Raw genomic sequence first — 22874 nt, forward strand, 5'->3', positions numbered from 1 at the left:
AGAGAGCCTTCCGTGAGGTAAGACGGCGTCTGAAAATAATGGGATATTTCCAAAACGCCCCAAGCTGCCGGAGAATCGTTTATGCTTTATTCAACTATTTCAATCATAAATGGCACAGAAACAATGAAATAATAAAAACCAACAAAAACATGATACAAAAAGCAGCCTAAATAAATGAAAAAAAGGATATACCAATTTCCACACTAATATTGACATTACCGAACAGCTATTCAAGATTTGGATAGAAAAAAGCGTCCCCCGCCCTTGCGGGGGGACGCTTCGGGTATATAAGAGAGTGGGTATTCTATTTATTAATCAACCAGCACGCGCTCTAATCTTTCGGCAATATAATCAACCTCATCATCATTGATAATCAGCGGCGGCGAGATGCGGATAGTGTGGTGATGACTGTCGTTGCAGAGCATGTCGTGGCCGAGCAATTTCTCGCAGAAAACCATGGCATCGCCGTTTTTCACCTCGACCCCGATAAACAGACCCTCACCCCGCACCTCTTTGACATGAGTTGAGCGGGAGGCAACATCAAGGATTTTCTTTTTCAGTATCTTGCCGGTGGCGGCGGAACGTTCCGCCAGTTTCTCCTCGACCATTACCTCCATGGCGGCCAGCCCGGCCACACAGGCCAGCGGATACCCGCCGAATGTGGAGCCATCGGACCCGGGTTTGAATGCCAGATCCATCAGGGAAGTGTTGGTCACCAGCACCGAGACCGGCACCAGCCCGCCGGCGATTGCCTTGCCCAGCATGATGGCATCGGGGATAACATTCTCGTGCTCAAAACAGAACCTCTTGCCGGTCCGCCCCATGCCGACCTGAATCTCATCAAAAAGCAACAGCAGGTTGTGCTTGTCGGCCAGCTCGCGAAGGCCTTTCAGGAATCCTTTCGGCGGCTGGTACATCCCTCCCTCGCCCTGCATCGGCTCCACCAGTATGCCGCAAGTGTTCTTGTTAATCAGCTTCTCGGTTTCCTCGAGGCTGCCGTAGCGGGCAATTTTGAATCCCGGTGTCAGCGGGCCGAATCCCTCTTTGTACTTGGGGGTGGTGGAGAAAGAGATAATGGTAATCATCCGGCCATGAAAATTGTTTTCGTAGACGATTATTTCCTGCCGGCCATCGGGGATCCCTTTTTCTTTCCAGCCATAATACCGCGCCAGTTTGATCGCGGTCTCCACCGATTCCACGCCGCCGTTCTTGGGGAGAACCTTGTTGCCGTTTTGGCCGAACCGCACCCCCAGTTGGGGAACAAACTCGGCGACTTTTTTCAGGAACAGAGCCAGGACATCGGTATAAACGACATTCGATATCACCGAGCCGTACCCCTCCTGAAGCGCTTTCACCAGCGCATCGACGATTTTGGGATGATGGTGGCCGGCATTGGCGGCGCTGTAGGCGGCCAGGCAATCGAGAATTCTTCGGCCATCCTGGGTATAAAGCCAGGCACCCTGAGTTTTCCGAACAATCGCCTGCAGGCGGCGGTAATGAGTGGCGCCATAAATATGTTCAAGGTCTAAAATCTCTTTATCGGGGATCGAGGAATACCCGAGAGTCGCTTTATCTCTCAACGAAACTGTCATATTACAACTCCTTTATATCAAATACTAAAGTCATATATTATAACACATTTCGGCTTTTTCGGCAACCCCCTAAATCAACAATTTATAGTAACTTAGGCGTGAAAATTGAGGATAAAAAAAGGCAATTAACTCCCGATTCGACCGCCGCATCAAGAAAGGGTCAAAATCCGCCGGGAACGCTATAATACATTGCACGACAATAATATAATGGTCGGAAAATCTCTCGCCTAATGAATATGTTTTATCGGGATAGTGTAGCGCGTGTGAAACGAATCACCAAGCTCGATAGTTATCGATTTGGAAAAAGATACAGAATCGGCTTCGGGTCTGAAATGAATCATCGCCGCGGCCGAATCGTGCGCCGGGATGGAGCCGGGAAACTGTATTTCGAGAAGAGACGATGGGAAATCAACCAGGTCCAGCCAGGCGCGGTGGTCACCTCTGTTGGTTATCAATAACGAAAGGGAATCGCGGGTGTCGTAGGACGGGAGCTCGAATTTCTGCGGCGTGATCAGCAGGGTCATCTCTGAATTGTCGGCGGCGATGGCATTGGTTGTGATCTGAACGAACGCGGCCGGCCTGGTTGAATCGGCGGCGGTGTAGATAGCCGGTCGTTTAGTCAAATGACCCTGAAATTCTCCGATGGTGAAAACAATCTCGAGAGCGGCGCTGTCGCCGGGAGGAAGAACCGCCTTGTCCAAAGGCGTATAGGTGCAACCTCAGCCGGGATTTATCCGCGTGATACGGAGCGTATCATCGCCGGTTGAATAAAGCCAGAAAGTATGGCTGACGGTGGAAACGGTCGGCGTGTTACCGAAATTAAAGGTCGAGTCGGGGATACTCAGTTTCGGCCCCACGGGCTGTCGGTTTATGGGCGAGACCGGGGTGTCACCGCATGAGACAATAAAAACAACTGATATCAGGGCTATGAGAAGCAACCGCCCGCGGCACCGATTGATTTCGCCTGAAAGAGATAGCCTCACGATGGTCCTTTCATTTCCATTTATATAACTAAAATGCCCCGAATGTCAAGGGTTTTGCATCCTGACCAAAAAGGCACGCCAGAGTTCATTGGGCAAGGTTCTTGTAATAGGCGGAGATTTTCGGGTAATCGGATCGTTCGCGGCCATAAATGAGATATTGCCGGTAATGCTGGGCCGCCTGATTCCTGTCTCCGAATTTAAGGGCGATCACCATTTTGACCAGATGACCCCCGGGGGAATTTTTATCGGCCGCGAAAAGGGTATCGGCAAGGGCCGAGGCTTTGTCATAATCCTGTTTATAGAAATGCGCAAGGGCGATGCTCTCGGTTATATGAGTGAGGGTCGGGGTGTATCGATGCGCTCGTTCAAGGAAAATCAGGGCGCTGTCATATTGGGCCTCTTTTATATAAAGCTGGCCGAGTTCATTCATCAATGAAGTATTAAACGGGCGGATCGCCAGCGCCCGATGATAAAATTCCAGCGCGGAATCGCTGCGCCCTTCCTTGCCGTACAGATTGCCCATAATCTGAAGGAAATCAGGATTGTAGGGATTGGCCAAATACAACTCTCGGGCCAGGTTCGTCGCTCTGGCATATTCACCTTTTTCGAGATAAGCATAGGCCAACTGAAGGCGCGCCAGATTGGGAAAGATCCTATCCCTTTCTCTCACTACCTGTATATAACTGGTGGTATCGCCTTTCTGAAGATAATGATCGGCCAATATCATCCAGCCGTTTTCATTTCTGCTGTCGAGAAGCGTCCTGAATCGCTCCTCGGCGACAGGCGATTGTCTGTTTACGGCCACGAAAGCAAAAGTCATCAGAGCCGCCAGGAGTGCGTAAGATATCACGGTTTTGAATGATCGAAAACTCCCCTTTTGATCGATCTGATATATTATGAGAAGCAGTGGGGCGAGCAAACTCAATGACATAATATCCCAATCACGGGCCATGGTTGTACCTGCGCCGAAGAGAAGAAGGAACGCCAGTCCGCCTGCCGACAAAGAGGCCAGGAATGCGGCAACCGGACTCCGCAGACTCTTCTTACCATAAAAGAACCAAATTACCGCTAAAGTCAACGCCCCCGGGAAAATGAGAAAGACCAGATTGATAATATTCAGCAAATGCGGAAGACTGAAAATAAAATAATCGTCGGCAAGAGGACGGCCGTGGAACAGAGGTAATATGAGAATTTCGAAATCAATTCTGGACCTGTACAGCCAGAGAAAGAGGATTATACCGCCAATCAGTGAGGCGGCGATTACCACACGTGCAAGTATTCGTGCTTTAGTATTTTCAACCGCCCTCAGGAGCAGATAGGCAACACCCGGCAGGAAATAAAGCGCCTGCAGATGCATCATGAGCGCGACAAAATAAACAATAATTGCCGCCCAAAGCCAGCGACCGGTCTTCAACCAGCGCAGGGACAGATAGATGAAAAGGGTCGCAGGAGCCCAAACCATTGAATAAAATTCCGCATATCCGAAAAAAAGGAGTACCGTAGCGGAAAAGATAAGCGAAGTCAGTCCCAAAAGACGTGTCGGGGCATGGTCGGCGATCTGCCTGATAATTAGAATCACACAATAAAGGTAGACGACACCGGAAATATAGGATAGGATTTGAAAGGCATGAAGCGCGGTCTGGGATGTATAAGCGCCCATAATACTCTGCAATTGCCGCAGAAGGAATATGGACCCCGGTTCTGTCAGTTTGTGAATGTACGCTTCGCCGCTGCCAAACACAGCCAACCAAGTATAGCTGTCGCCGAGCAGTTGCACCCGCGCATGAAAGATTATGAAAAGTAGCAGGCAGCATGCGACCAGCGTCAAACGCGGTGCGCGCCTATCCCCCCAGAGCCAGCTACTGATGCGATTGATTGATGATTCTACCTGTGGCAGTGAATCGGGCAGGATACTGACAACTATCATCGCCGCAAAAGCGAGCAAGTATAAGATGACATACTGTGGCGAGAGGAAATAGATGTGATTTATACCCCATAGCGAGGGTGTGCCGAGAAAACCGGCGATCGTGAAGCCCGCGGCAGAAAACAAAGTCGACCAGCAAAGAGTCTTCGCGATGATGTCTGACAATCGAGAAGTTCCGATTGATTGCATATGCCGATAAAATAATAAGAAAATTCGGGATTAACAATGAGGAAAAGACCAGTTCATCAATGTCGTGTCCCTATCTGGCTGCAATAATTACGATCGGCACGCCGTGCCTCGATTGATCGGTTGCCATCCGCGTTACATGGTATGGATATTACAGGCAGACAACCGGAAGACGAGTAGAGGATGTCTCATGATTCGATTTCAGCCGAACACAGTGCTTTTGGGAAAGCCTCAGGACGTCTGCCCGGCGGTTATCCCGAATGAGTATTATTATTGTCGCGACGACGAATCTTATAGGTCGCCAGCGCCAGAAGGGTTATGGCTGCTTCGGCAATCGTTATCAAAACCCGATGTATCAGTGCAATCGAGGCGGCCACCGGCCCGCCGAAAGTGGGCGCCAAAAGTGCCGACATCACGCCCTCACGCACACCCAATCCCGCCGGCGAAAGAAAAGTCACATACCCGACTATATAAGCAGTTACATAAGAGCCGGCCATATATACAAAACCCAACCCGTTCGCCAGATTCATCAACGCTTTAGTGAAAAAATAGAAAGAGACACCGAACAGGCCCCAGTTAAGAAGACACCATACAAAAATAACGATCCGGTTCCGCATGGCGGGGCAGTAATTGACCGGTTCCCCTTTGAAAAGCTTAAGGACCTTGTTCAGGGCCCAGTTCAATCCATCCGGTTTGAAAAAGAGGAACAGGAAAAAGAGCAGCACCGCCCCCATGAAAATATACATCACATCGCGGAAAATCACCAGTGAGTCGGGCGGATGTCCAAACAGGAAAAAGAAACCGATGAGTACAAACGAGGCCGGCAAGGCGTACGCCTGTATCAGGGCAAAAGAGGCCAGCGACACTTTAGCCGGAATATCCAATTGTTTGGCCAGGCCCACCATCCCCACGACCTGAAAGACTTTCCCCGGAATGTACCTTCCCAGATTGGCCAGATATACCACCCGGAACGATTCATGCAGCGCAACTTTGATTCCAAAACCTTCCAGCACCGCGCGCCAGATCATGCTCCCGCAGACATACGCTCCCATGAGAGTGATTATCGAAAGGAAGGCATAGAACCAGTCTATCCGCCAATCCCAGTTCTCAAGTTCCGCTCGGTTGTTATAGATCGTGCGGAAAAGGATATAAATGATTGCCGCCGCGATCAGCCACCCCAAAATATTCTTAATCAGTTTCTTTGCATTCATAGTTCAATTACCGTGCAGTCATCCCGAATGGATCAATTACTCCTTTTCCTCCGATGGCGGAGCGACGTTTTTATAGAATATACCATATTTCTTCATCCGATAAATAAGGATATGGCGCGGTATTTTCAGGTGTTCGGCCGCTTTGGAGCGATTCCACCCGAAACGGTCCAAAGCTTCGACAATCAGCTTCTTTTCCGCTTCATGAAAAGTCAGATTTGTATTTGGAGAAACGATGCCGCCTTGCGACCGTGTATCACTCATACCAAAATCAGGCGGGAGATCGCCCGGCGTGAGAAGATTCGACTTTCTCAAGACCACCATCCGCTCGATCAGGTTTTCCAGTTCTCTGATATTGCCCGGCCAATGATAATCCCTGAGGCGCCCCAACAGACGGTCATCAATCTCGATTTTTTGCTGTGGACTGTACCGACTCAGAAATTCGCCGATCAGCACCGGGATGTCATCAAGCCGCTCCCGCAGCCCGGGGACCGCCATCGGGATAATATTCAGGCGGTAGAAAAGGTCCTCACGGAATTTCCCCCCGGCGATTCGCTTTTTCAAATCAATATTGGTGGAAGCAATGAGACGGATATCAATTTCCCGAACAACCTCCGCTCCCACCGGTTCTATCACCCGCTCCTGTATGATGCGGAGAAGTTTGGCCTGAAGTTCGGTACTCAGTTCGCTGACTTCATCGAGCAGAAGCGTGCCGCCATCCGCCAATTCGAATTTTCCCTTTTTGTCTTTAATGGCGCCGGTGAAAGCTCCTTTGACATGGCCGAAAAGCTCCGATTCCAGCAGTTCCCTCGGTATTGCGGCGCAGTTGACCGCCACAAACGGCTTTCCACTCCGGTGGCTTTTGAAATGTAACGCCCGTGCAATCAACTCCTTGCCGGTTCCCGATTCGCCGGTAAGAAGCACGGTGGCATCGCTCGGGGCCACTTTTTCCACCAGTGCCAGCAGGTCCTTGAACGGCTTGGAGACACCGACGATATTCCGGAAAAATTCTTTTCCATCCAGTTGTTGCCGCAGAAGGCGGTTCTCATCCTCAAGTTTCTTAAACCGGAGCGCCTTCTCGACGGCGCCGAAAAGCTCGTCATCCTCAAATGGCTTGGTCAAATAATCGAAAGCGCCCAGTTTCACCGCCTCGACCGCCATTGGCACCGTGGCATGAGCGGTGATAAGGATCACTTCAAGGTCAGACTGCACCTGCTTGGAGCGTTCAAGAAGTTCCAGACCGTCAAGACCGGGCATCTTGATATCGGAGAGCAGCAGGTCATAGCGGTTGCGGCTCAATTCATCGAGCGCTTTCTCTCCATCCTCGACCGCATTTACCTCATACCCTTTCTGCTTCAGCTTGTACTGTATCACCCGGCGTAAACTGGGGTCGTCATCGGCCAGAAGAATCTTTATGCTCATCGGCTCCCCCTGTCGATCGGCAGGGTGATATGAAAGGCCGTCCCTTCATTCAATCTGCTTTCGACTTCAATTCGCCCCCGGTGCCGGTCAATTATCGATTTGGTAATCGCCAGCCCGAGTCCGGTGCCTTTGGTTTTGGTAGTATAGAACGGTTCGAAAATTCTCTCCTTGTCCGGCCCGCTGATTCCGCCGCCAAAATCACGCACGGCAAGTTGCACTTCGGCATGGTCGGTGGATAGAGTCACCTCTACGCGCCCGCCGGGTTGTGAGGCCTCTATGGCGTTCAAAATAAGATTTAGCAGTACCTGATGAATCTGTTCGGCATCGGCCGGAACATAAATGTCATCCGCAATTTCGGCCTGAAGCTCCAGCCCGCCCTGATTGATTTGACCTTGCAGCTGTTTAAGTGAGGTTCGTACGGTATCACCCAGATTGATTCGGTGCAGCGCCATTTCCCTGGGACGGGCAAACTCCAGAAATTCCTTGACCGTACTATCGATACGTTTGATCTCTTTGTTAATTATCCCCCGGAACTCCTGTTTCTCCTCGGCGGTGGCGCTCTCGCCGGCCACAATTTCGACGGCTCCCTTAATGGAGGCCAGCGGATTCTTTATTTCATGCGCCACTCCGGCCGCCATTTGCCCGATAATCGATAGCTTGTGCGAGCGTTCCAGTTGAAGCTGGGTCTCTTCCTGCCGGCGCCGGATCCGCGATTCCCGGTCAATCAGGGCCCCGGTGAGAAGTGCGAGCGCAAAATAAAATATTATTTCCACCAGCTCGCTGGAGACATCAACGTGAGGATTATTCAGAAGAAAGATATAGGGCTGAACCAGCACCGATATCGCCAGGGCGGTCAAGAGCGCCCCCCGCAGGCCGAACCAGGCGGCCGCTACCACAATCGGGATATAACAAAGACGGCTATGGATAGCATGTCCCCAATTAGAATGGCCGAAAAGTGGTTCGATTATCCAACCGTAATGGATAGCCACTGTCAGGGCAACCGTCAGCGCCAGAGTGACCATTTTCCACCACCGGTCAGTCTGATTTTTTTCAAAGAGTGAGTTGGGCACGAGCACCTTTGCAACAATTAGATAGGTTCTAATTATCCTTTATGATAGCTGCTTAATCCTGTTTCGTCATTCGACATTCAATTATACATAATTAATGTAGAATATTGTTGAATTTTCTTCCCAGCGGTCAACAATAGTTTCGGTTCATTAATTATGGCCTCAGCCACAAAAAGGTATAATTTATTATATTACAAAGAGTTATCGCGAGCGACCCGATCCGGCATCAAAATTGATATGACCACTGAAAGATAATAGCTGAAAAAGAACATGAACCTTGAAAGAAAGACGCATTATAATAATCAAAAAGATAAGATAAAATTAGTCTTTAATAAGTAAACTGAATTCTTGAAAGGAGTTCATCGATGAGAAAGCTTTTCATTTTTGCTTTACCACTTCTGGCGGTCGTGCTGATGACCTTTTCCAATGGCTATGCGGTCGAACAGACGGCCACCCCGGCACCGTCGGCGCCGAAGGCGCTAAAGAGCCAGACTCTCTGTCCGGTGATGGGGAATAAGATCGATACTACGGTCTTTACCGATATTCAGGGGCAGCGGGTATATTTTTGCTGTCCGGGATGTATTTCCAAGCTGAAGGCTAATCCGGATAAGTATTTCCAGAAAGCGGCCGAGGAAGGTGTCCTGTTTAAGAATATCCAGACCGCCTGCCCGGTAAGCGGCGAGGAAATCGACAAAGCCATATATACCGACTACCAGGGGCGGCGCATCTATTTCTGCTGCAAAAAGTGCGTGGCTGAGTTCCAGAAATCTCCGGCAAATTTCCTGACCAAGATGGATAAACCGGCCGCTAAAGAAACACCGCCGATGAAAGATAGTACCTCCGGCCATATGATGCATGAAGGCATGGGACACTAAAACTAAGTAGGCAATGAGGAAAAGGCCGTGACCATGAGAAATCTGGTGAGATATTACCAACCAATCAAGCATCAGTGCAACAGGAAAAGAGCATCTTTTCTCGGTGGTCTCGGCCTTCTTCCGATTTCCAGGTATCTGCGGGCAAGTTCAAAAATGCCGCTTCCGGCAATATTCTTTTTGCTTGCCTCGCTTGTTTTCTTCTCCTTTCCAGCTCATGCGGAGATCACCAACAGCACCTGTCCGGTACTGGCCGGTGAGATGGTTGATCAAAATATCTTCACCGATTATCAGGGGAAAAGAGTCTATTTTTGCTGCAACAAATGCCGCAGAGATTTTCTGGCTGACCCGGAAAAGTACCTGGCCGGTCTTCCCCAGTTTGCCTCTGTCGTTTCAACCGGCGAAACGGCCGGTAAGGCTGCGGCTGAGACAACCGTGACGGAAGAATCAGTGCCTACCCCGCAGAAAACAAGCCCGGTTGCCTTTATCGGTAAATTCCATCCCTTGGTGGTCCATTTCCCGATTGCCCTGACTTTCACGGCTCTTCTCTTTACTCTTTTTTCAATGATCAAAAGAAATCCACGCTATGAGCTTATTGGTGTTCGAATAATCTATCTTGCGGCGGCTTTTTCGGTACTGTCCGCGCTTCTCGGGCTGGCCGCAGGCTCCGGCACCGCTTATCCGGCAATTCTCAGGGCTTATTTCCACTGGCACCGGATATTCGGCATTAGTTCGGCCATAATGACTCCCGTGGTGGCATTCCTCGCCTTTCAGTTTCAGCGCCGCGAGACTATTTCCCGCCTCTGGCGATATCGGATAGCCCTGTTCGTATTATCTCTCATCATAGGGGTGACCGGACATCTGGGAGCAACTCTGGTTTATGGCCCCGATTACTTCTCATCATGATACGCTCTTGAATTTCTCAGCCGAAGAGGTCCGGCGGCTCTAATTTTTGCAATTTTCTGCTGACAATAGGCCTTTCAATCCATAGATTACCCCCGGAATTGCTGGACTCTTGGTGTTGGAATTTGAAAAAACAGCAATTGCGTATCGAGTGCTATCGGCGAGTTAGATGAATGACTTTGCAGCCAACCGGATTTGAATCAATTTTTGGCATTCTGGCCTCCGCCGGCCTCCTGGCGGCGGCCTCTATTTTTGAGCGGGTGAGAAAAATAAAACCGCCTCTGGCCAGGGAAATTCCCTCGCAAAGTACCTTGCATGGCGATCTCCTTACCGACAATTATGCCTGGCTGACCGACAGGTCCAATCCTGAGGTGATGGCTTATCTGGAAGCGGAAAACCGCTACACGGCGGAGGTGATGAAACCGGTTGAGGGACTGCAGGAAAAACTCTTTCAGGAAATGCTCGCACGGATCAAGGAAGATAATTGGTCGCCTCCGGTTAGAATCGGCCATTATCTATATTTCAACCGTTCGGAGAAAGGGAAGCCTCACAGTATCATGTGCCGCCGGAAAGACGAACCTTCGGCCCCCGAAGAAATCATCATCGATAACAACGTTCTGGCCGAGGGACATCGATATTATTCCCTGGGATTCTTCCGGGTCAGTCCCGACCAGCAGTTGTTCGCTTATGCCGTGGATACAACCGGCTCCGAATCACACACCCTTTACATTAAAGATCTGCGCACCGGGAGTCTTTTTCCCGAGACAATCTTTGGCGTTGCCGGCGCGGTAGAATGGGGCAACGATAATCGTACTTTATTCTATACGGTGCTCAATGATTCGCTGCGTCCGTATCGGCTTTACAGGCATGTCCTGGGAACGGCACCATCGCAGGATGAGATGATCTATGAGGAAAAGGACCCGACCTGCTATCTTTTTAACGCCAAAACGAAAGATAACCGATATCTTCTTTTGCGTTCCGGTAGCAATTTGACCGCCGAAATGCACTACCTGTCGGCCGACACTCCCTTGGAATCGTTTCGCCTGATTAAGCCGCGGCGGGCCGGGGTGGATTATGCGGTCGAAAATATAGGGGATAAATTTTACATTCTGACCAACGAACGGGCCGGCGACTTCAAAGTGGTTGTTGCGCCCATAGAAAATCCCGCCCCCGAAAATTGGCTTGATTTCCTGCCCCATCGAGAGGCTGTTCTGGTCGATGGTTATGATGCATTCCGGAATCATCTGGTCGTCTATGAGCGGGAGGCGGGTCTGAAAAGAATTCGGGTCATCGATATACGTACCAATGAATTCCATTATATTGATTTTCCGGAACCGACCTATTTTCTCTGGTCGTCGGGAAATCGTGAATTCAATACTTCCCTGCTTCGTTACATGTATTGCTCCATGGTGGCCCCGATCGCCGCTTATGATTATGATATGAATACCCGGGAACGGGTGCTTGTCAAGCAGTACGAGGTTATGGGGGGGCATGACCCCGAACAGTACCATTCCGAAAGGATTTTTGCGATCGCGCCTGACGGCACCAAAATCCCGATATCATTGGTATACAAGAAAGGGATTAAGCGCGATGGGCAGAGTCCGCTCCTCCTTTACGCCTATGGCGCTTACGGCATGAGCGCCGAACCTTTTTTCATTTCCGACCGGCTGAGCCTCTTGGATCGCGGTGTGATATATGCCATCGCTCATGTCCGGGGCGGCGATGAACTGGGGCATCGCTGGTACGAACAGGGACGATTGAAACAGAAAAGAAACAGCTTTACCGACTTCATCGCCTGTGCCGAACACCTCCTTGCTGAAAATTACACCTCTCCGGAGAGGCTGGTCATTTCAGGAGGGAGCGCAGGAGGGCTTCTGGTCGGCGCCGTTATCAACCTGCGCCCGGACCTTTTCTGCGGCGCTGTCGCCACCGCCCCCTTTGTCGATATTCTGAACAGCATGCTTGACCCAGCGGCGCCGCTGACCGCCGGCGAATACGAGGAATGGGGCGACCCCGCCCGCAAGGAAGATTATGAATATATCAAGTCGTATGCTCCTTATGAAAATGTGACGGCCCGGAAATACCCCGCTTTGCTGGTCACCTCCGGCCTGAACGATCAGCGGGTGCAGTACTGGCAACCGGCCAGGTGGGTGGCCAAATTGCGAGCCCTCAAAACCGATAACAACATCCTTCTACTCAAAATGAATATCGATTCCGGGCATTCGGGTGTGTCGGGAAGATATGCGCACCTCAGGGATACCGCCTTTGATTACGCTTTTCTTCTGAGTCTGCTCGATATCTCCGAGTGAAAGTATGGAAATAATGCCGATAGGAGTAGGGCTCATGCGACATCTAATGCAGTTGATTATATACTTGACAAACCCATAACAATATATTAAATTTATTCCAGAAGGGATAAGAAACCGCGGAGAAGGAAAAAATGGTCAAACTAATTCTCTCCGAACCATATTTCAACGATGCAGTAGAAGCCCGCAATTATCTTGAAAAAGTGAGATGGCCCCATGGAACTATTTGTCCCCATTGTGGTTACTGCAAGAATATATACAAATTGACCGGTGGAAAAACAAGGGCTGGATTATATAAATGCGGGGATTGTCGGAAGCAATTCACTGTTACAGTCGGCACGCTATTTGAAAGAAGTAGAATCCCCTTGCATAAATTGTTGCTGGCTATCTATCTTATAAGCGTATCGGAAAAATATATTAGCAGTAGTCATTTACATCGGATGCTGGGTATAACTTATAAGACGGCGTGGTTCTTGTCACATAAAATAAAAGAAGCAATAAAAGATCCGAACTTCCTTAATCAATACGATGATGACAATAAGACCGGACACGGCGATGAAGACTATTGAGGTTATAATTATTACAAAGGCGCATTGGGCGTAGCTGGGGATATAGATTGGAAATACGCCCCAAAGAACCATGTTTGCATTAACGGGAATTGAAGGCAAACGTTTAATGAACAGGGACTTACTATGTCAAAAATGCCAGTGAATCCAGAGGTCTTAATTTGGGCTCGGGAAGAGAGTAATCTCAGTATACCTGAAGCGGCGCATCAATTAAGTTGGAATGACACTGAATTGCGCGGCTATGAAACGGGACTTGATAGACCGAATAAAACAAAACTGCAAAAGATGGCCCAGTTATATGGGGTAACTTTACTTTGCTTGCTATTTGATGAACCTATAGAGCCGGAAAAAAGACCAAAGGAATTTAGGACACTCGATGGCAGGCCAGCCGAATTGAGCCATGAAACAATTTTGGCTATGCGAGATGTTAGGAATCAGCACGAAGATATAGAAGATATTGTATTGGAGAACCGTGAAATATTTCAATATCCGAATTTATCAAATTATACTCTAACTGAATTCAAAAATGAAGTCGTTAATATTGCCCAAAGAGAGCGGAATAGACTAGGTGTATCTATCAACGAACAAATAGAATGGAAAAACGAGATAGAAGCTTTCAAATTTTGGCGGGCCCGTATCGAATCACTTGGTATATTTGTCTATTTATTTAAGGCACCTATCGAGGAATGCAGGGGTTTTTCAATATTGGAGGCAAATGGTTTGCCCGCTATCGCCATAAATGATAGTGAAAGAACTTATCCCCCAAAAATATTCACATTATTTCATGAATATGCACATATCTTGATAAGAGACGCGGGCATATGTTTGCAAGAAAGGAATAACAAGACCGAAGCAGTCTGTAACAGATTCGCCGCTGAGATTCTAATGCCTATTGCGGCCTTAAAAGAAGTCATCGAATTACCGCCAGATAACGTCAGAAAAGAATGGTTGGAATATCAATTAAGGGGTGGTGCGAGAAAATTGAAAGTTAGTTTGCTGAGTTTTATTTTAAGACTTGAAGAATTGCAATATGCACCAAAAGGATATTATGATCAATGGAAAAGAAAATTGCCTAAATATCGTCCTCAAAAGGGTAGCGGTGGGTACATTCATCATTTAGATAAGACCATAAGAAAATACGGTATACGATATATTGATATAGTTTTCCGAGCATTACAAAAAGAAGCCATATCGAAATTTGAAGCATATGAATTGGTAAGGAAGACTCCAAAATATTGGACCGAATTCCAAAACAGAATTAATGAATATAGGGGCCAATATGTTGGGGGCGAGTAATCTCTGCTACGTAATTGATACGTCCAGTTTGATAGATATTTGTCCGCTGCCACCAGAAAACGAAATATGGCATATTATTGAGATGCTGCAGTGCGAAAATAGATTGAAAGTTGTTCCTGCTGTATTTGATGAATTAGAAGACTTTAGTTTAGAATACCCGGCAGCCATTGCAAGAATAAAATCGTATCGTAAAAATCTATGCATAAAAGAGACAGAACAATTCCTAAAAGAAGCTGCGCGTATTGCAGAAAAATATCCAAGAATGTCAAAGCCGAGAGCAAAATTATCGCAAGAACGCGCTGACCCATATGTTATCGCATATGCCAAAATCTGCTCATCTACCCATTCACAAGGTTGCCTAGTTGTTGCCAGCGAGGGTTTTGGCCGGGGGAAAATACCTAATGCATGTCGGCAGGAGCAAGTTGGTTTTATAAACCTTGCTGGCATGTGCCAACTTGAACGGCCAAATCTGAAAGTGATAAATGATAATGAATAAAAATAATGACTTCGATAAGATTATACATGTTCTTTTAGGAGTTCCTCCCAAGAAGAAGAAAAAGAAGAAGCCGAAAAGGAAGTAATCTCAATAGGCAATATTGGGTTTATTAAATATAAAATTAATATTTTTTATCTGAATCAACTTAAGAATTCCTTTGCATTGTGATAGTCCAGCATCCATATTTCCTATCGCATAAGCTTCTGAACTGAATGTGAAGGCGGTAGAATGGATGTCTTGACGCTCTCCCGATTGCAATTCGGATTGACGATCGCTTTCCACTATATTTTCCCGCCGTTAAGTATCGGGCTGGGCCTTATTCTGGTCATTATGGAGGGATTGTACCTTAAGACCAAGAATCCCCTATATCACCTGATGGCCCGTTTCTGGGTCCGAATATTCGGCCTTATCTTTGCCATCGGGGTCGCCACCGGGATCGTCATGGAATTTCAATTCGGCACCAACTGGTCGGCCTATTCCCGATATGTCGGTGACGTTTTCGGGAGCGCGCTGGCGGCCGAGGGGATTTTTGCCTTTTTCCTCGAATCGGGTTTCCTGGCCATACTTCTTTTCGGATGGAATAAGGTTAGTCCGCGATTCCACTTCTTTTCAACCATTATGGTAGCGCTCGGGGCGCATTTCAGCGCCATCTGGATTGTGGTGGCCAATTCCTGGCAGCAGACGCCGGCGGGACACCATATTGTCGGTCAGGGGCTGAACGCCCGCGCCGAGATTGTCGATTTCTGGCAGATGGTTCTTAACCCGTCATCTGTCGACCGCATCAGCCATACATTCATGGGTGCCTGGCAGGCCGGAGCGTTTTTTATTCTGAGCGTCAGTGCCTTTTACCTGCTCAGGAAAAAGCATCAGGATTTCGCCAAGACCTCCATAAAGATTGCTCTGATAGTGGCGGCGGTTGCCTCGGTCATGCAACTGGTGACCGGTCATTCCAGCGCGCAGGGGATCAGCGTGACCCAGCCGGCCAAACTGGCCGCCTTTGAGGCCCATTACGCCGAATCGGCTGCGGCGCCTCTTTACCTTTTTGGATGGGTCAATGAGAAAGAAGAAAAAGTTCTGATGGGAGTCAAGATACCGGGATTATTGAGTTACCTCGTGCACGGTGATTTCGAAAGACCGGTCACCGGCCTACGGGCATTCCCCCCCGATAAACGTCCGCCGGTCAATTTTGTTTTCCAGACCTATCACGGCATGGTGGCCATCGGCATGGCGCTGATTGCCCTTTCCTTGGGCGGCCTCTTTTTCTGGTGGCGCAGATGGCTATTCAATCTCAAATGGTATCTCTGGATTCTGGTTTTTTCGGTTCTGGGGCCGCAGATATCCAACCAGCTCGGTTGGTTTTCGGCCGAGGTCGGGCGTCAACCATACATTGTTTATAATCATCTCCTGACCTCAGAAGCCTTCTCAAAATCGATCAGTTCCGGCGAGGTGATCACCTCACTGGTCATGTTTGTCGTTATATATATTTTCCTGTTGGCCCTGTTTGTCTATTTGCTTAACGAGAAAATCCGGCAAGGCCCTTCTGAAGATGGGATTATTTCGGAGGAACATCGCGCATGAATTTTACATTCGACCTCAATTCGATTTGGTTCATGTTGGTAGGGGTACTTTTCACCGGATATGCCATTCTTGACGGTTTTGATCTGGGCGTGGGAGCACTGCACCTGTTCACGCGAACCGATGAGGAACGCCGGCTCATGATTAACTCCATCGGGCCGGTCTGGGATGGTAACGAGGTTTGGCTGGTGACCGGCGGCGGGGCGCTTTTTGCGGCTTTTCCGATTGTGTACGCGACCGCCTTCTCCGGATTTTACCTGGCCCTGATGTTCGTCCTCTTCGCTCTTATCTTCCGCGCCGTCGCCATCGAGTTCCGCAGCAAACAGCCGATGCTCTGGTGGCGCCGCCTCTGGGATATCTCTTTCAGCGCCAGCAGCATTACGGCCTCGTTTCTTATCGGCGTCGCGCTGGGTAATATCGCCTGGGGCGTACCGCTCGATGCCGAACATGAATTCGCGGGAACCTTCCTGACCTTGCTGAATCCCTATTCTCTTATGGTCGGCATAACGACCCTGGCTTTATTCATTATGCACGGCTCCATCTATGTCGTACTCAAAACCGAGGGGGCGCTTCACGAAAAAGCCCGCCCCTGGGTGAATAATGCCATAATTTTCTTTGTCATTTGCTATCTCAGCACGACCGTTGCCACTCTTCTATATGTTCCGCACATGACCGAATATATCATTGGTCATCCGGTCCTGTTTGTCGTGCCGATTCTGAACATGCTGGCCATTGCGAATATCCCCCGTGAGATACATCACCGTCGCGATTTCCGCGCCTTTCTCTCTTCGTGCGCTTCAATGCTGGCCCTTCTTGCCCTCTTCGGCATCGGCATGTATCCTTACATGATCTACTCCCGCCCTTCTCCTGAAAACAGCCTGGATATTTACAATGCGGCTTCATCGGCACGGACGCTCGAAATAATGCTGATTATCGCCGTTATCGGAATGCCGCTGGTTCTTTCATATACGATCGTGGTCTATCGCATCTTCCGGGGTAAAGTAAAACTCGAGCCGACCAGTTACTGATACGGCGGAGCGGAATCCCTTTGGGTCCGGACAATTCACTCTCTATTATCCAGACCTCTGGCGAAAGGAAAATATGAAGATTGAAAATGTTCCTTATACCGTAACCAACTTGAACCAGATTGCGCCCACCGAACATAAGGGTGAAAGCGGGGTCGCCTACTGGCATACTTTCGAGCAGGGGAATCTCCGGGTGCGGATAGTCGATTACTCACCCGGATATCTGGCCGACCACTGGTGCCCGCGCGGGCATGTGGTGCTGGTGCTGGAGGGAGAGTTGATTAATGAACTCAAAGACGGCACCCGCTCGGTGCTGACGCCGGGGATGAGTTATCAGACTCAGGACGATTCAATCAATCCGCACCGTTCCTTCACCCGCACCGGGGCAAAGCTATTTATCGTCGATTGAAGTTACATTGAAAATATAAAGCCCCTTTTGCTCCGGTCACAGACCGGATCAAAAAGGGCACTCTTTATTAAGAATCGATTGAATCAATTCACTTTGATTTCATTGCCAGCGGGTGCGCCTCGGAAGTAGTACCGATTGCGGCCGCCTCACGGATATCATGTGCCAGAGCAACCGAGGGGCGCGCCTCCTGCAGGCCGAACCCCCGCCCGGCCAGAGTCTCGCTATAAATGATGGTATGCAAATCGGTGAATCCTTCCGAAAATTCCACCTCTTCCCCATCAATGGTTATCGACCGATAGGTCCGCTTTCCCTTCTCTTTTACCGGCGCGGGAAGGTCCTCATTGTCGATGGAAAGAAACCATTTCACCCGGGCGTTTTTCAGTTCCAAGAACCCGGCCGTCTTGAGCGGATTGGCGACATGCACTTCGCTTCCAACCACGTCTCCAAACAGCCATATCAAAAGATCGAAGAAATGTATACCGATATTGGTGGCCAGGCCGCCGGAACGATCCGCCTGTCCTTTCCAGGAAACCAGATACCAGGGGCCGCGGGTCGTGATATAAGTCAGGCAAATGTCTTTCTGACGGGTGGATTTTTCTTTCTGAAGCTTTTCTTTCAGGGCTACCAGCGCCGGATGCACGCGCAATTGCAGTACCGTAAAGACCCGGTGGCCGCTTTCTTCCTCCAGTTCCTGAAGGGCATCGATATTCCAGGGGTTGAGGACAACCGGTTTTTCGCAGATGACATCGGCGCCGACACGCAGGGCAAAACGGGCATGGGCATCATGAAGATAGTTCGGGGAGCAAATGCTGACATAATGAATCCGTTCTTCTTCTTTCTGGCGGCGAAGCCTTTCCACATGACGGTCGAATCGCTCAAATTCGGTGAAAAAGCGAACATCCTTGAAATATCCATCCAGAATACCGACCGAATCGTTCGGATCAACCGCGGCAATGAGTCGGTTGCCGGTTTCTTTTATCGCTTTCAAATGGCGTGGAGCCACATATCCGGCCACCCCGGTCATGGCAAAATTTTTCGACATTCTATCTCCTTTAGAGCCACAGACAAGAAACTCTCATTCTGCTGTCGCCGCTGTCAGGTTCCCTTTAAAATAATAATATGTCGGAACCGACTCAATATGTCAAGTATTGTCAGGGGTTGTCCTTATCTTAAAGTAAGACAGTAATTTCGCTTATTCGGTTCGGGAAAGGAGCATGCGGCTCTGTGGAGGCAAGGCAATAGATAAGATTGTGCAGGGTAACAATTTCTCTTGACAAAAGGATTGGTCATTGCTATATTTTTATTGAGATAGGATCCTGACCTCCTTATCCGCCTTACCTTCACCATCCGTACTTTTGATAGGAATATGATAAATATCCAAATAGCTGTTTCTTTAACCAAGGAGTTGGTAAAATGAAAAAGAGAAAATTGTGCGCAATTCTGGTGTTTTTTGTGGCCTTAGCCATGATGACATCGGCCTTCGCCTACGTCAATCCGATCAGGAACGAAATGGGCGTGAATGAGGGAAGTGATGAGCATCCCTGGGGCGGCGAGGTTTACCAGCCGGGCGGCGGCGGGACCAGCAGCATTTTCATAATCCAGATTGGAAATCCACTGTCGTTGATGAACTTCTTCCAGATTCTCCCTTATTTGAATACCCGGAACGATATCCCCCTGGTTCGGGGCAACGGCGGTTTATCGCGAACTTATCGGCTGCCTTCCGAGCCGAATCCCTCAAACTCAGCAGTCAACCAGGCAACCACGTATAGAGGAAACTAAGATGAGTCAGATCTTTACCGCAGACCTGGATTACCGCTTGAGCTGTCGGAAATACCTGATGAACCTAATTGACCGCAATGACCATAAGGAAGCGGTCAGGTATTTCGAATCGATCCAGAACGCCTGGAAAGATCAGTCCGACCTCGAGAGCGGAATCCTGATGCGTCTCGGTGCTAAAGCTTATGGCTCATCCCGTGATTATTCCAAAGCCCTTCCCATGATCAGAATCTCCATCAACATCATTTCGCGCAATGTCAGCGATGGCGCCGAATTGGGCGAATGTTTTATGGTTCTGGGAGTCATCTTAAGGGAAATGGGGCAATACGGGGAAGCCGAAAAAGCTTTCCGTGACGCTGAATCAATATTCCGCAGAAATGATGATATTGCCCGTTCCGGCGATGCCCTCAACCTCCTGGCCGGTATCCTCTTCCGCAAGGGCGACCTTGATGCTTCGCTGGGATACCTTCTGGAAGCCGTTGAAGCCGCCCGGAAGGAAAATGACAAAAGAAAACTGGCCTATCTGTTTGGCAATATCGGCCGTGTATATACTTTCCTGGGCAAGCTCGACGCCGCTCGGGAAAATGTGCGGCTCAATATTGAATTGTCCGCCGAGTTCAACGATGCCGTCGAATTGGCCCGGGCGTACCTTTCGCTGGGATATATCTTTATCCGGCAGTATCGTTTCGATGATGCTCAGGAGGCACTGGAACAGGCGCTCGGTCATATCGACCGCAATAAGCTGGATAAAGAGCGAGCCATTTATCTGACCTACACCGGCGAATTGGCCCTCCGTTCCGGACAGTACGAAGCCGCCGAGCAGATGCTGACTGATGCCGCCACACTTGGCCGGAAAGTGGCCGCCGATTCGCTTCTGCCGGCCCGGCCGCTCCGTCTCATGGCCGAGCTGACCGCCGCCCAGGGAAACTACCGCAAAGCCCTGACTCTGGCCAACCAGACCATGCTTCTCATGAAGAGACTCGATGATGCCATCGAAATCGGCGCCCTGCACCGCCTTATCGCTCTTTGCTTCGACCGGATGGGACAGAAGCAGAAAGCGATCGAGGCTTATGGCCATTCGCTGGATATTCTCGAGGAACATAAGTCCAAACCTGAGCTCGCCGAAACGCTCGACGCGATGGGGCAATCGGCGCTCTATGATGCCGGCCGAAGGACTATGTACCTCTGCCGCGCCGAGGAACTTTACGGCAGCTGCGGCATGGACACCCGGGTTATCGAGATGCAGAGACAAATCAGCGAAATCGAAATCGGTACCGACCGCGCCGCAACCAAGACTGAGGCGGCCAAATCCTCTGAGACTGATTTCCCTACCCGGAATCGGCGCATGGCCAAAATAATCTCCCAGCTGTACCTTCTCAGAAATTCCGATCTCCCCATTCTGCTCACCGGCGAGACCGGAACGGGCAAAGATTACATGGCCCGCTATTTCCATTCCATTTCGCGCCCCGGAAGGCCGTATCTGGCCATAAACTGCGCCGCTATGCCCGAGAACCTGATTGAATCGGAGCTTTTCGGTTACAAAAAAGGAGCTTTTACCGGAGCCGACCAGGATAAGAAGGGATTATTCCTGGCGGCCAATAATGGCGTCCTCTTGCTTGATGAAATAGGCGAACTCCCGCTTGGCCTTCAGGCAAAACTCCTGAGTGTTCTGGAGAATAAGAAGCTCCGTCCGCTCGGTACCTCAGAGGAAGTGCCAATCAATGTCATTGTCGTGGCGGCCACCAATCGTGATCTGTACGAAATGGTCAAAAATGGGCAGTTCCGCCTCGACCTCTATTACCGGCTGGCCGGTATAACTTTTGAATTGCCGCCGCTACGCGAGCGGAAAGAGGACATACCCGGTCTTCTGGAATTATTCATGTCCAGAGCCGGCCTTCTTTTGGAAGGCGAGAAACCGAATCCCGAACTGGTCAAACAGTTTATCAGCTTCGACTGGCCGGGAAATATTCGCCAGCTGGAAAACAAAGTCAAACAGCTGTCGGTTCTTTCATCCCTGGCCCGCGACGGCTCCATCACCGAGCTGGCTCGAACCTTCTTCGAAGAGAAACGTGATGAAAAGACCAATTCCCTCTTCGAGCAGGTAGAGCAATTCGAAAAGAGGTTGCTGGTCGAGGCCTTGATTGCCGCCGGCGGAAACAAATCCGAGGCGGCGCGGATCCTTTCCATCCACGAATCGACCCTGCGGGCGAAACTGAAACGGTACTCGCTCGAGACCATGGTCAATTAGGACCCGCAACTTGTTATCTTGGAGGCGGCATCAAGCGATGCCGCCTCTTTACTATTTCAGCAAACCCGCACCACTGGCCCGAATCCTGGGATGTAAAGAAATTTAATCCTTGACAAGGATGGTCTATAATGGTAAATTATTATCAATAATATTATCATTCTTGTTTCAGGAGGTCGTATGACCCAGCTTAAACGAAAAAGATATTTTATCGGATTCCTCGTTTTTGGGGTGATCGTGCTTCTGCCTATTCTGGTTGCCGGTTATTCTGCGGGCCCGCCCGATGCCCATACCGGCGCCCCCAGTGAGACCACCTGTCGTGACTGCCACGGCACCGCTGTCGGAACCGGCAGCCTGACCATAATCGGCGTTCCGGCACAATACAACTTGCGCCAGACTTATACTCTTACTGCCACAATCCAGAATGCCGCACAGAAACGTTGGGGTTTTGAGTTGACCGCAGTCGATGCGGCCGCAAAAGGTGCGGGTCAATTCACTTCGACTGACATCGTCAACACGCAGCTTTCGGATAACGCGGCTCCGGCCCGCGATTACGTGAAACAAACCACAACCGGTACTTTCAACAACACACTTGACGGCCCGGTCAGCTGGAATTTCGACTGGAAAGCCCCGGCGGTAAGTGTTCACACTATTACTTTCTATGTCGCCGGCAATGCCGCCAATGGGAATTTTACTACCACGGGGGATTTCATTTATACAACTTCCGTGGCCGCCGCCTCGGCCAGCTGCTGCGATCTTCCCGGTGATGCCAACAATAACGGTCTGGTCAATATTCAGGATGTGACATATATGATAAAATTCTTATATCAGGCAGGTCCGCCGCCGCCTTGTCTTGATGAGGCTAATGTCAATGGATTTAATCCGCTAAACATCCAGGATGTAACATACCTGATCAAATTTCTCTATCAGGCTGGAACGCCGCCTGTTTGCCCGTAACTGCCGTAGTTTTCAGACGGGGAGGGGAGAAATTGTCAAATTCATCCCCGCCCATAATTTATGGGC

Annotated in this window: 20 protein-coding genes; 12 read left to right on the forward strand and 8 right to left on the reverse strand. The window is 49.6% G+C overall.

Translation table 11 applies throughout. The features are described 5' to 3' along the window. Positions 1-311 precede the first annotated feature (311 nt). From NT002_08890 to NT002_08920, 7 genes are all read right to left on the reverse strand, one after another. Complete coding sequence (locus NT002_08890) at positions 312-1592, reverse strand: aspartate aminotransferase family protein (GenBank protein MCX6829378.1); 1281 nt, start codon at positions 1590-1592, stop codon at positions 312-314. Positions 1593-1819: 227 nt separating this feature from the next. Further along, positions 1820-2293 (reverse strand): hypothetical protein, encoded by a 474-nt coding sequence (locus tag NT002_08895; GenBank protein ID MCX6829379.1) that lies wholly within the window; start codon positions 2291-2293, stop codon positions 1820-1822. 18 nt (positions 2294-2311) lie between these two features. After that, entirely contained in the window at positions 2312-2575 is a 264-nt protein-coding gene (locus tag NT002_08900) for a hypothetical protein (protein ID MCX6829380.1), read from the reverse strand. An 85-nt stretch (positions 2576-2660) separates the two neighbouring features. Then, positions 2661-4625, reverse strand: coding sequence for a tetratricopeptide repeat protein (locus NT002_08905; protein MCX6829381.1), 1965 nt, complete (start codon positions 4623-4625; stop codon positions 2661-2663). A 311-nt stretch (positions 4626-4936) separates the two neighbouring features. Further along, positions 4937-5896, reverse strand: coding sequence for a lysylphosphatidylglycerol synthase transmembrane domain-containing protein (locus NT002_08910; GenBank protein ID MCX6829382.1), 960 nt, complete (start codon positions 5894-5896; stop codon positions 4937-4939). Positions 5897-5932: 36 nt separating this feature from the next. Further along, complete coding sequence (locus NT002_08915; protein MCX6829383.1) at positions 5933-7315, reverse strand: sigma-54 dependent transcriptional regulator; 1383 nt, start codon at positions 7313-7315, stop codon at positions 5933-5935. Further along, positions 7312-8385: an ATP-binding protein gene (locus NT002_08920; GenBank protein MCX6829384.1), complete on the reverse strand. Its 1074-nt coding sequence runs from the start codon at positions 8383-8385 to the stop codon at positions 7312-7314. Before NT002_08920 ends, NT002_08915 begins: the two co-directional genes overlap by 4 nt. A 362-nt stretch (positions 8386-8747) precedes the next feature. Between NT002_08920 and NT002_08925 the strand changes: the two genes are divergently transcribed. From NT002_08925 to NT002_08965, 9 genes are all read left to right on the forward strand, one after another. Further along, positions 8748-9257, forward strand: coding sequence for a YHS domain-containing protein (locus NT002_08925; GenBank protein MCX6829385.1), 510 nt, complete (start codon positions 8748-8750; stop codon positions 9255-9257). A gap of 33 nt (positions 9258-9290) precedes the next feature. Continuing rightward, positions 9291-10160, forward strand: a complete 870-nt coding sequence (locus NT002_08930) for a YHS domain-containing protein (GenBank protein ID MCX6829386.1) — start codon at positions 9291-9293, stop codon at positions 10158-10160. Positions 10161-10330: 170 nt separating this feature from the next. Further along, positions 10331-12466 carry a S9 family peptidase gene (locus NT002_08935; protein ID MCX6829387.1) on the forward strand — a complete coding sequence of 712 codons (2136 nt, stop codon included), beginning with the start codon at positions 10331-10333 and terminating at the stop codon, positions 12464-12466. A 131-nt stretch (positions 12467-12597) separates the two neighbouring features. Further along, on the forward strand, positions 12598-13032 hold the full coding sequence (locus NT002_08940) for an IS1595 family transposase (GenBank protein MCX6829388.1): 435 nt from the start codon (positions 12598-12600) through the stop codon (positions 13030-13032). A gap of 123 nt (positions 13033-13155) precedes the next feature. Continuing rightward, entirely contained in the window at positions 13156-14325 is a 1170-nt protein-coding gene (locus tag NT002_08945) for an XRE family transcriptional regulator (GenBank protein MCX6829389.1), read from the forward strand. Continuing rightward, the gene (locus NT002_08950) at positions 14291-14821 is read left to right on the forward strand and encodes a DUF4411 family protein (GenBank protein ID MCX6829390.1); all 531 of its coding nucleotides are present in this window, start codon (positions 14291-14293) and stop codon (positions 14819-14821) included. The genes NT002_08945 and NT002_08950 overlap by 35 nt, the downstream gene beginning before the upstream one ends. Before the next feature lie 228 nt (positions 14822-15049). Beyond that, entirely contained in the window at positions 15050-16399 is a 1350-nt protein-coding gene (locus NT002_08955; protein MCX6829391.1) for a cytochrome ubiquinol oxidase subunit I, read from the forward strand. Beyond that, positions 16396-17424 carry a cytochrome d ubiquinol oxidase subunit II gene (gene cydB / locus NT002_08960; protein MCX6829392.1) on the forward strand — a complete coding sequence of 343 codons (1029 nt, stop codon included), beginning with the start codon at positions 16396-16398 and terminating at the stop codon, positions 17422-17424. Before NT002_08955 ends, cydB begins: the two co-directional genes overlap by 4 nt. A 73-nt stretch (positions 17425-17497) precedes the next feature. Next, positions 17498-17830: a DHCW motif cupin fold protein gene (locus NT002_08965; protein ID MCX6829393.1), complete on the forward strand. Its 333-nt coding sequence runs from the start codon at positions 17498-17500 to the stop codon at positions 17828-17830. A gap of 88 nt (positions 17831-17918) precedes the next feature. On the opposite strand, the gene NT002_08970 is transcribed toward NT002_08965, so the two are convergent. Further along, on the reverse strand, positions 17919-18872 hold the full coding sequence (locus tag NT002_08970) for a Gfo/Idh/MocA family oxidoreductase (protein MCX6829394.1): 954 nt from the start codon (positions 18870-18872) through the stop codon (positions 17919-17921). A 371-nt stretch (positions 18873-19243) separates the two neighbouring features. On the opposite strand from NT002_08970, the gene NT002_08975 reads away from it, so the two are divergent. From NT002_08975 to NT002_08985, 3 genes are all read left to right on the forward strand, one after another. Further along, positions 19244-19609: a hypothetical protein gene (locus NT002_08975; protein ID MCX6829395.1), complete on the forward strand. Its 366-nt coding sequence runs from the start codon at positions 19244-19246 to the stop codon at positions 19607-19609. Position 19610: 1 nt separating this feature from the next. Further along, complete coding sequence (locus NT002_08980) at positions 19611-21854, forward strand: sigma 54-interacting transcriptional regulator (GenBank protein MCX6829396.1); 2244 nt, start codon at positions 19611-19613, stop codon at positions 21852-21854. Between the two features lie 177 nt (positions 21855-22031). Beyond that, complete coding sequence (locus tag NT002_08985) at positions 22032-22808, forward strand: hypothetical protein (protein MCX6829397.1); 777 nt, start codon at positions 22032-22034, stop codon at positions 22806-22808. Positions 22809-22874 lie beyond the last annotated feature (66 nt).

It is taken from the genome of Candidatus Zixiibacteriota bacterium, assembly GCA_026397505.1.
Lineage (GTDB): Bacteria > Zixibacteria > MSB-5A5 > GN15 > PGXB01 > JAPLUR01.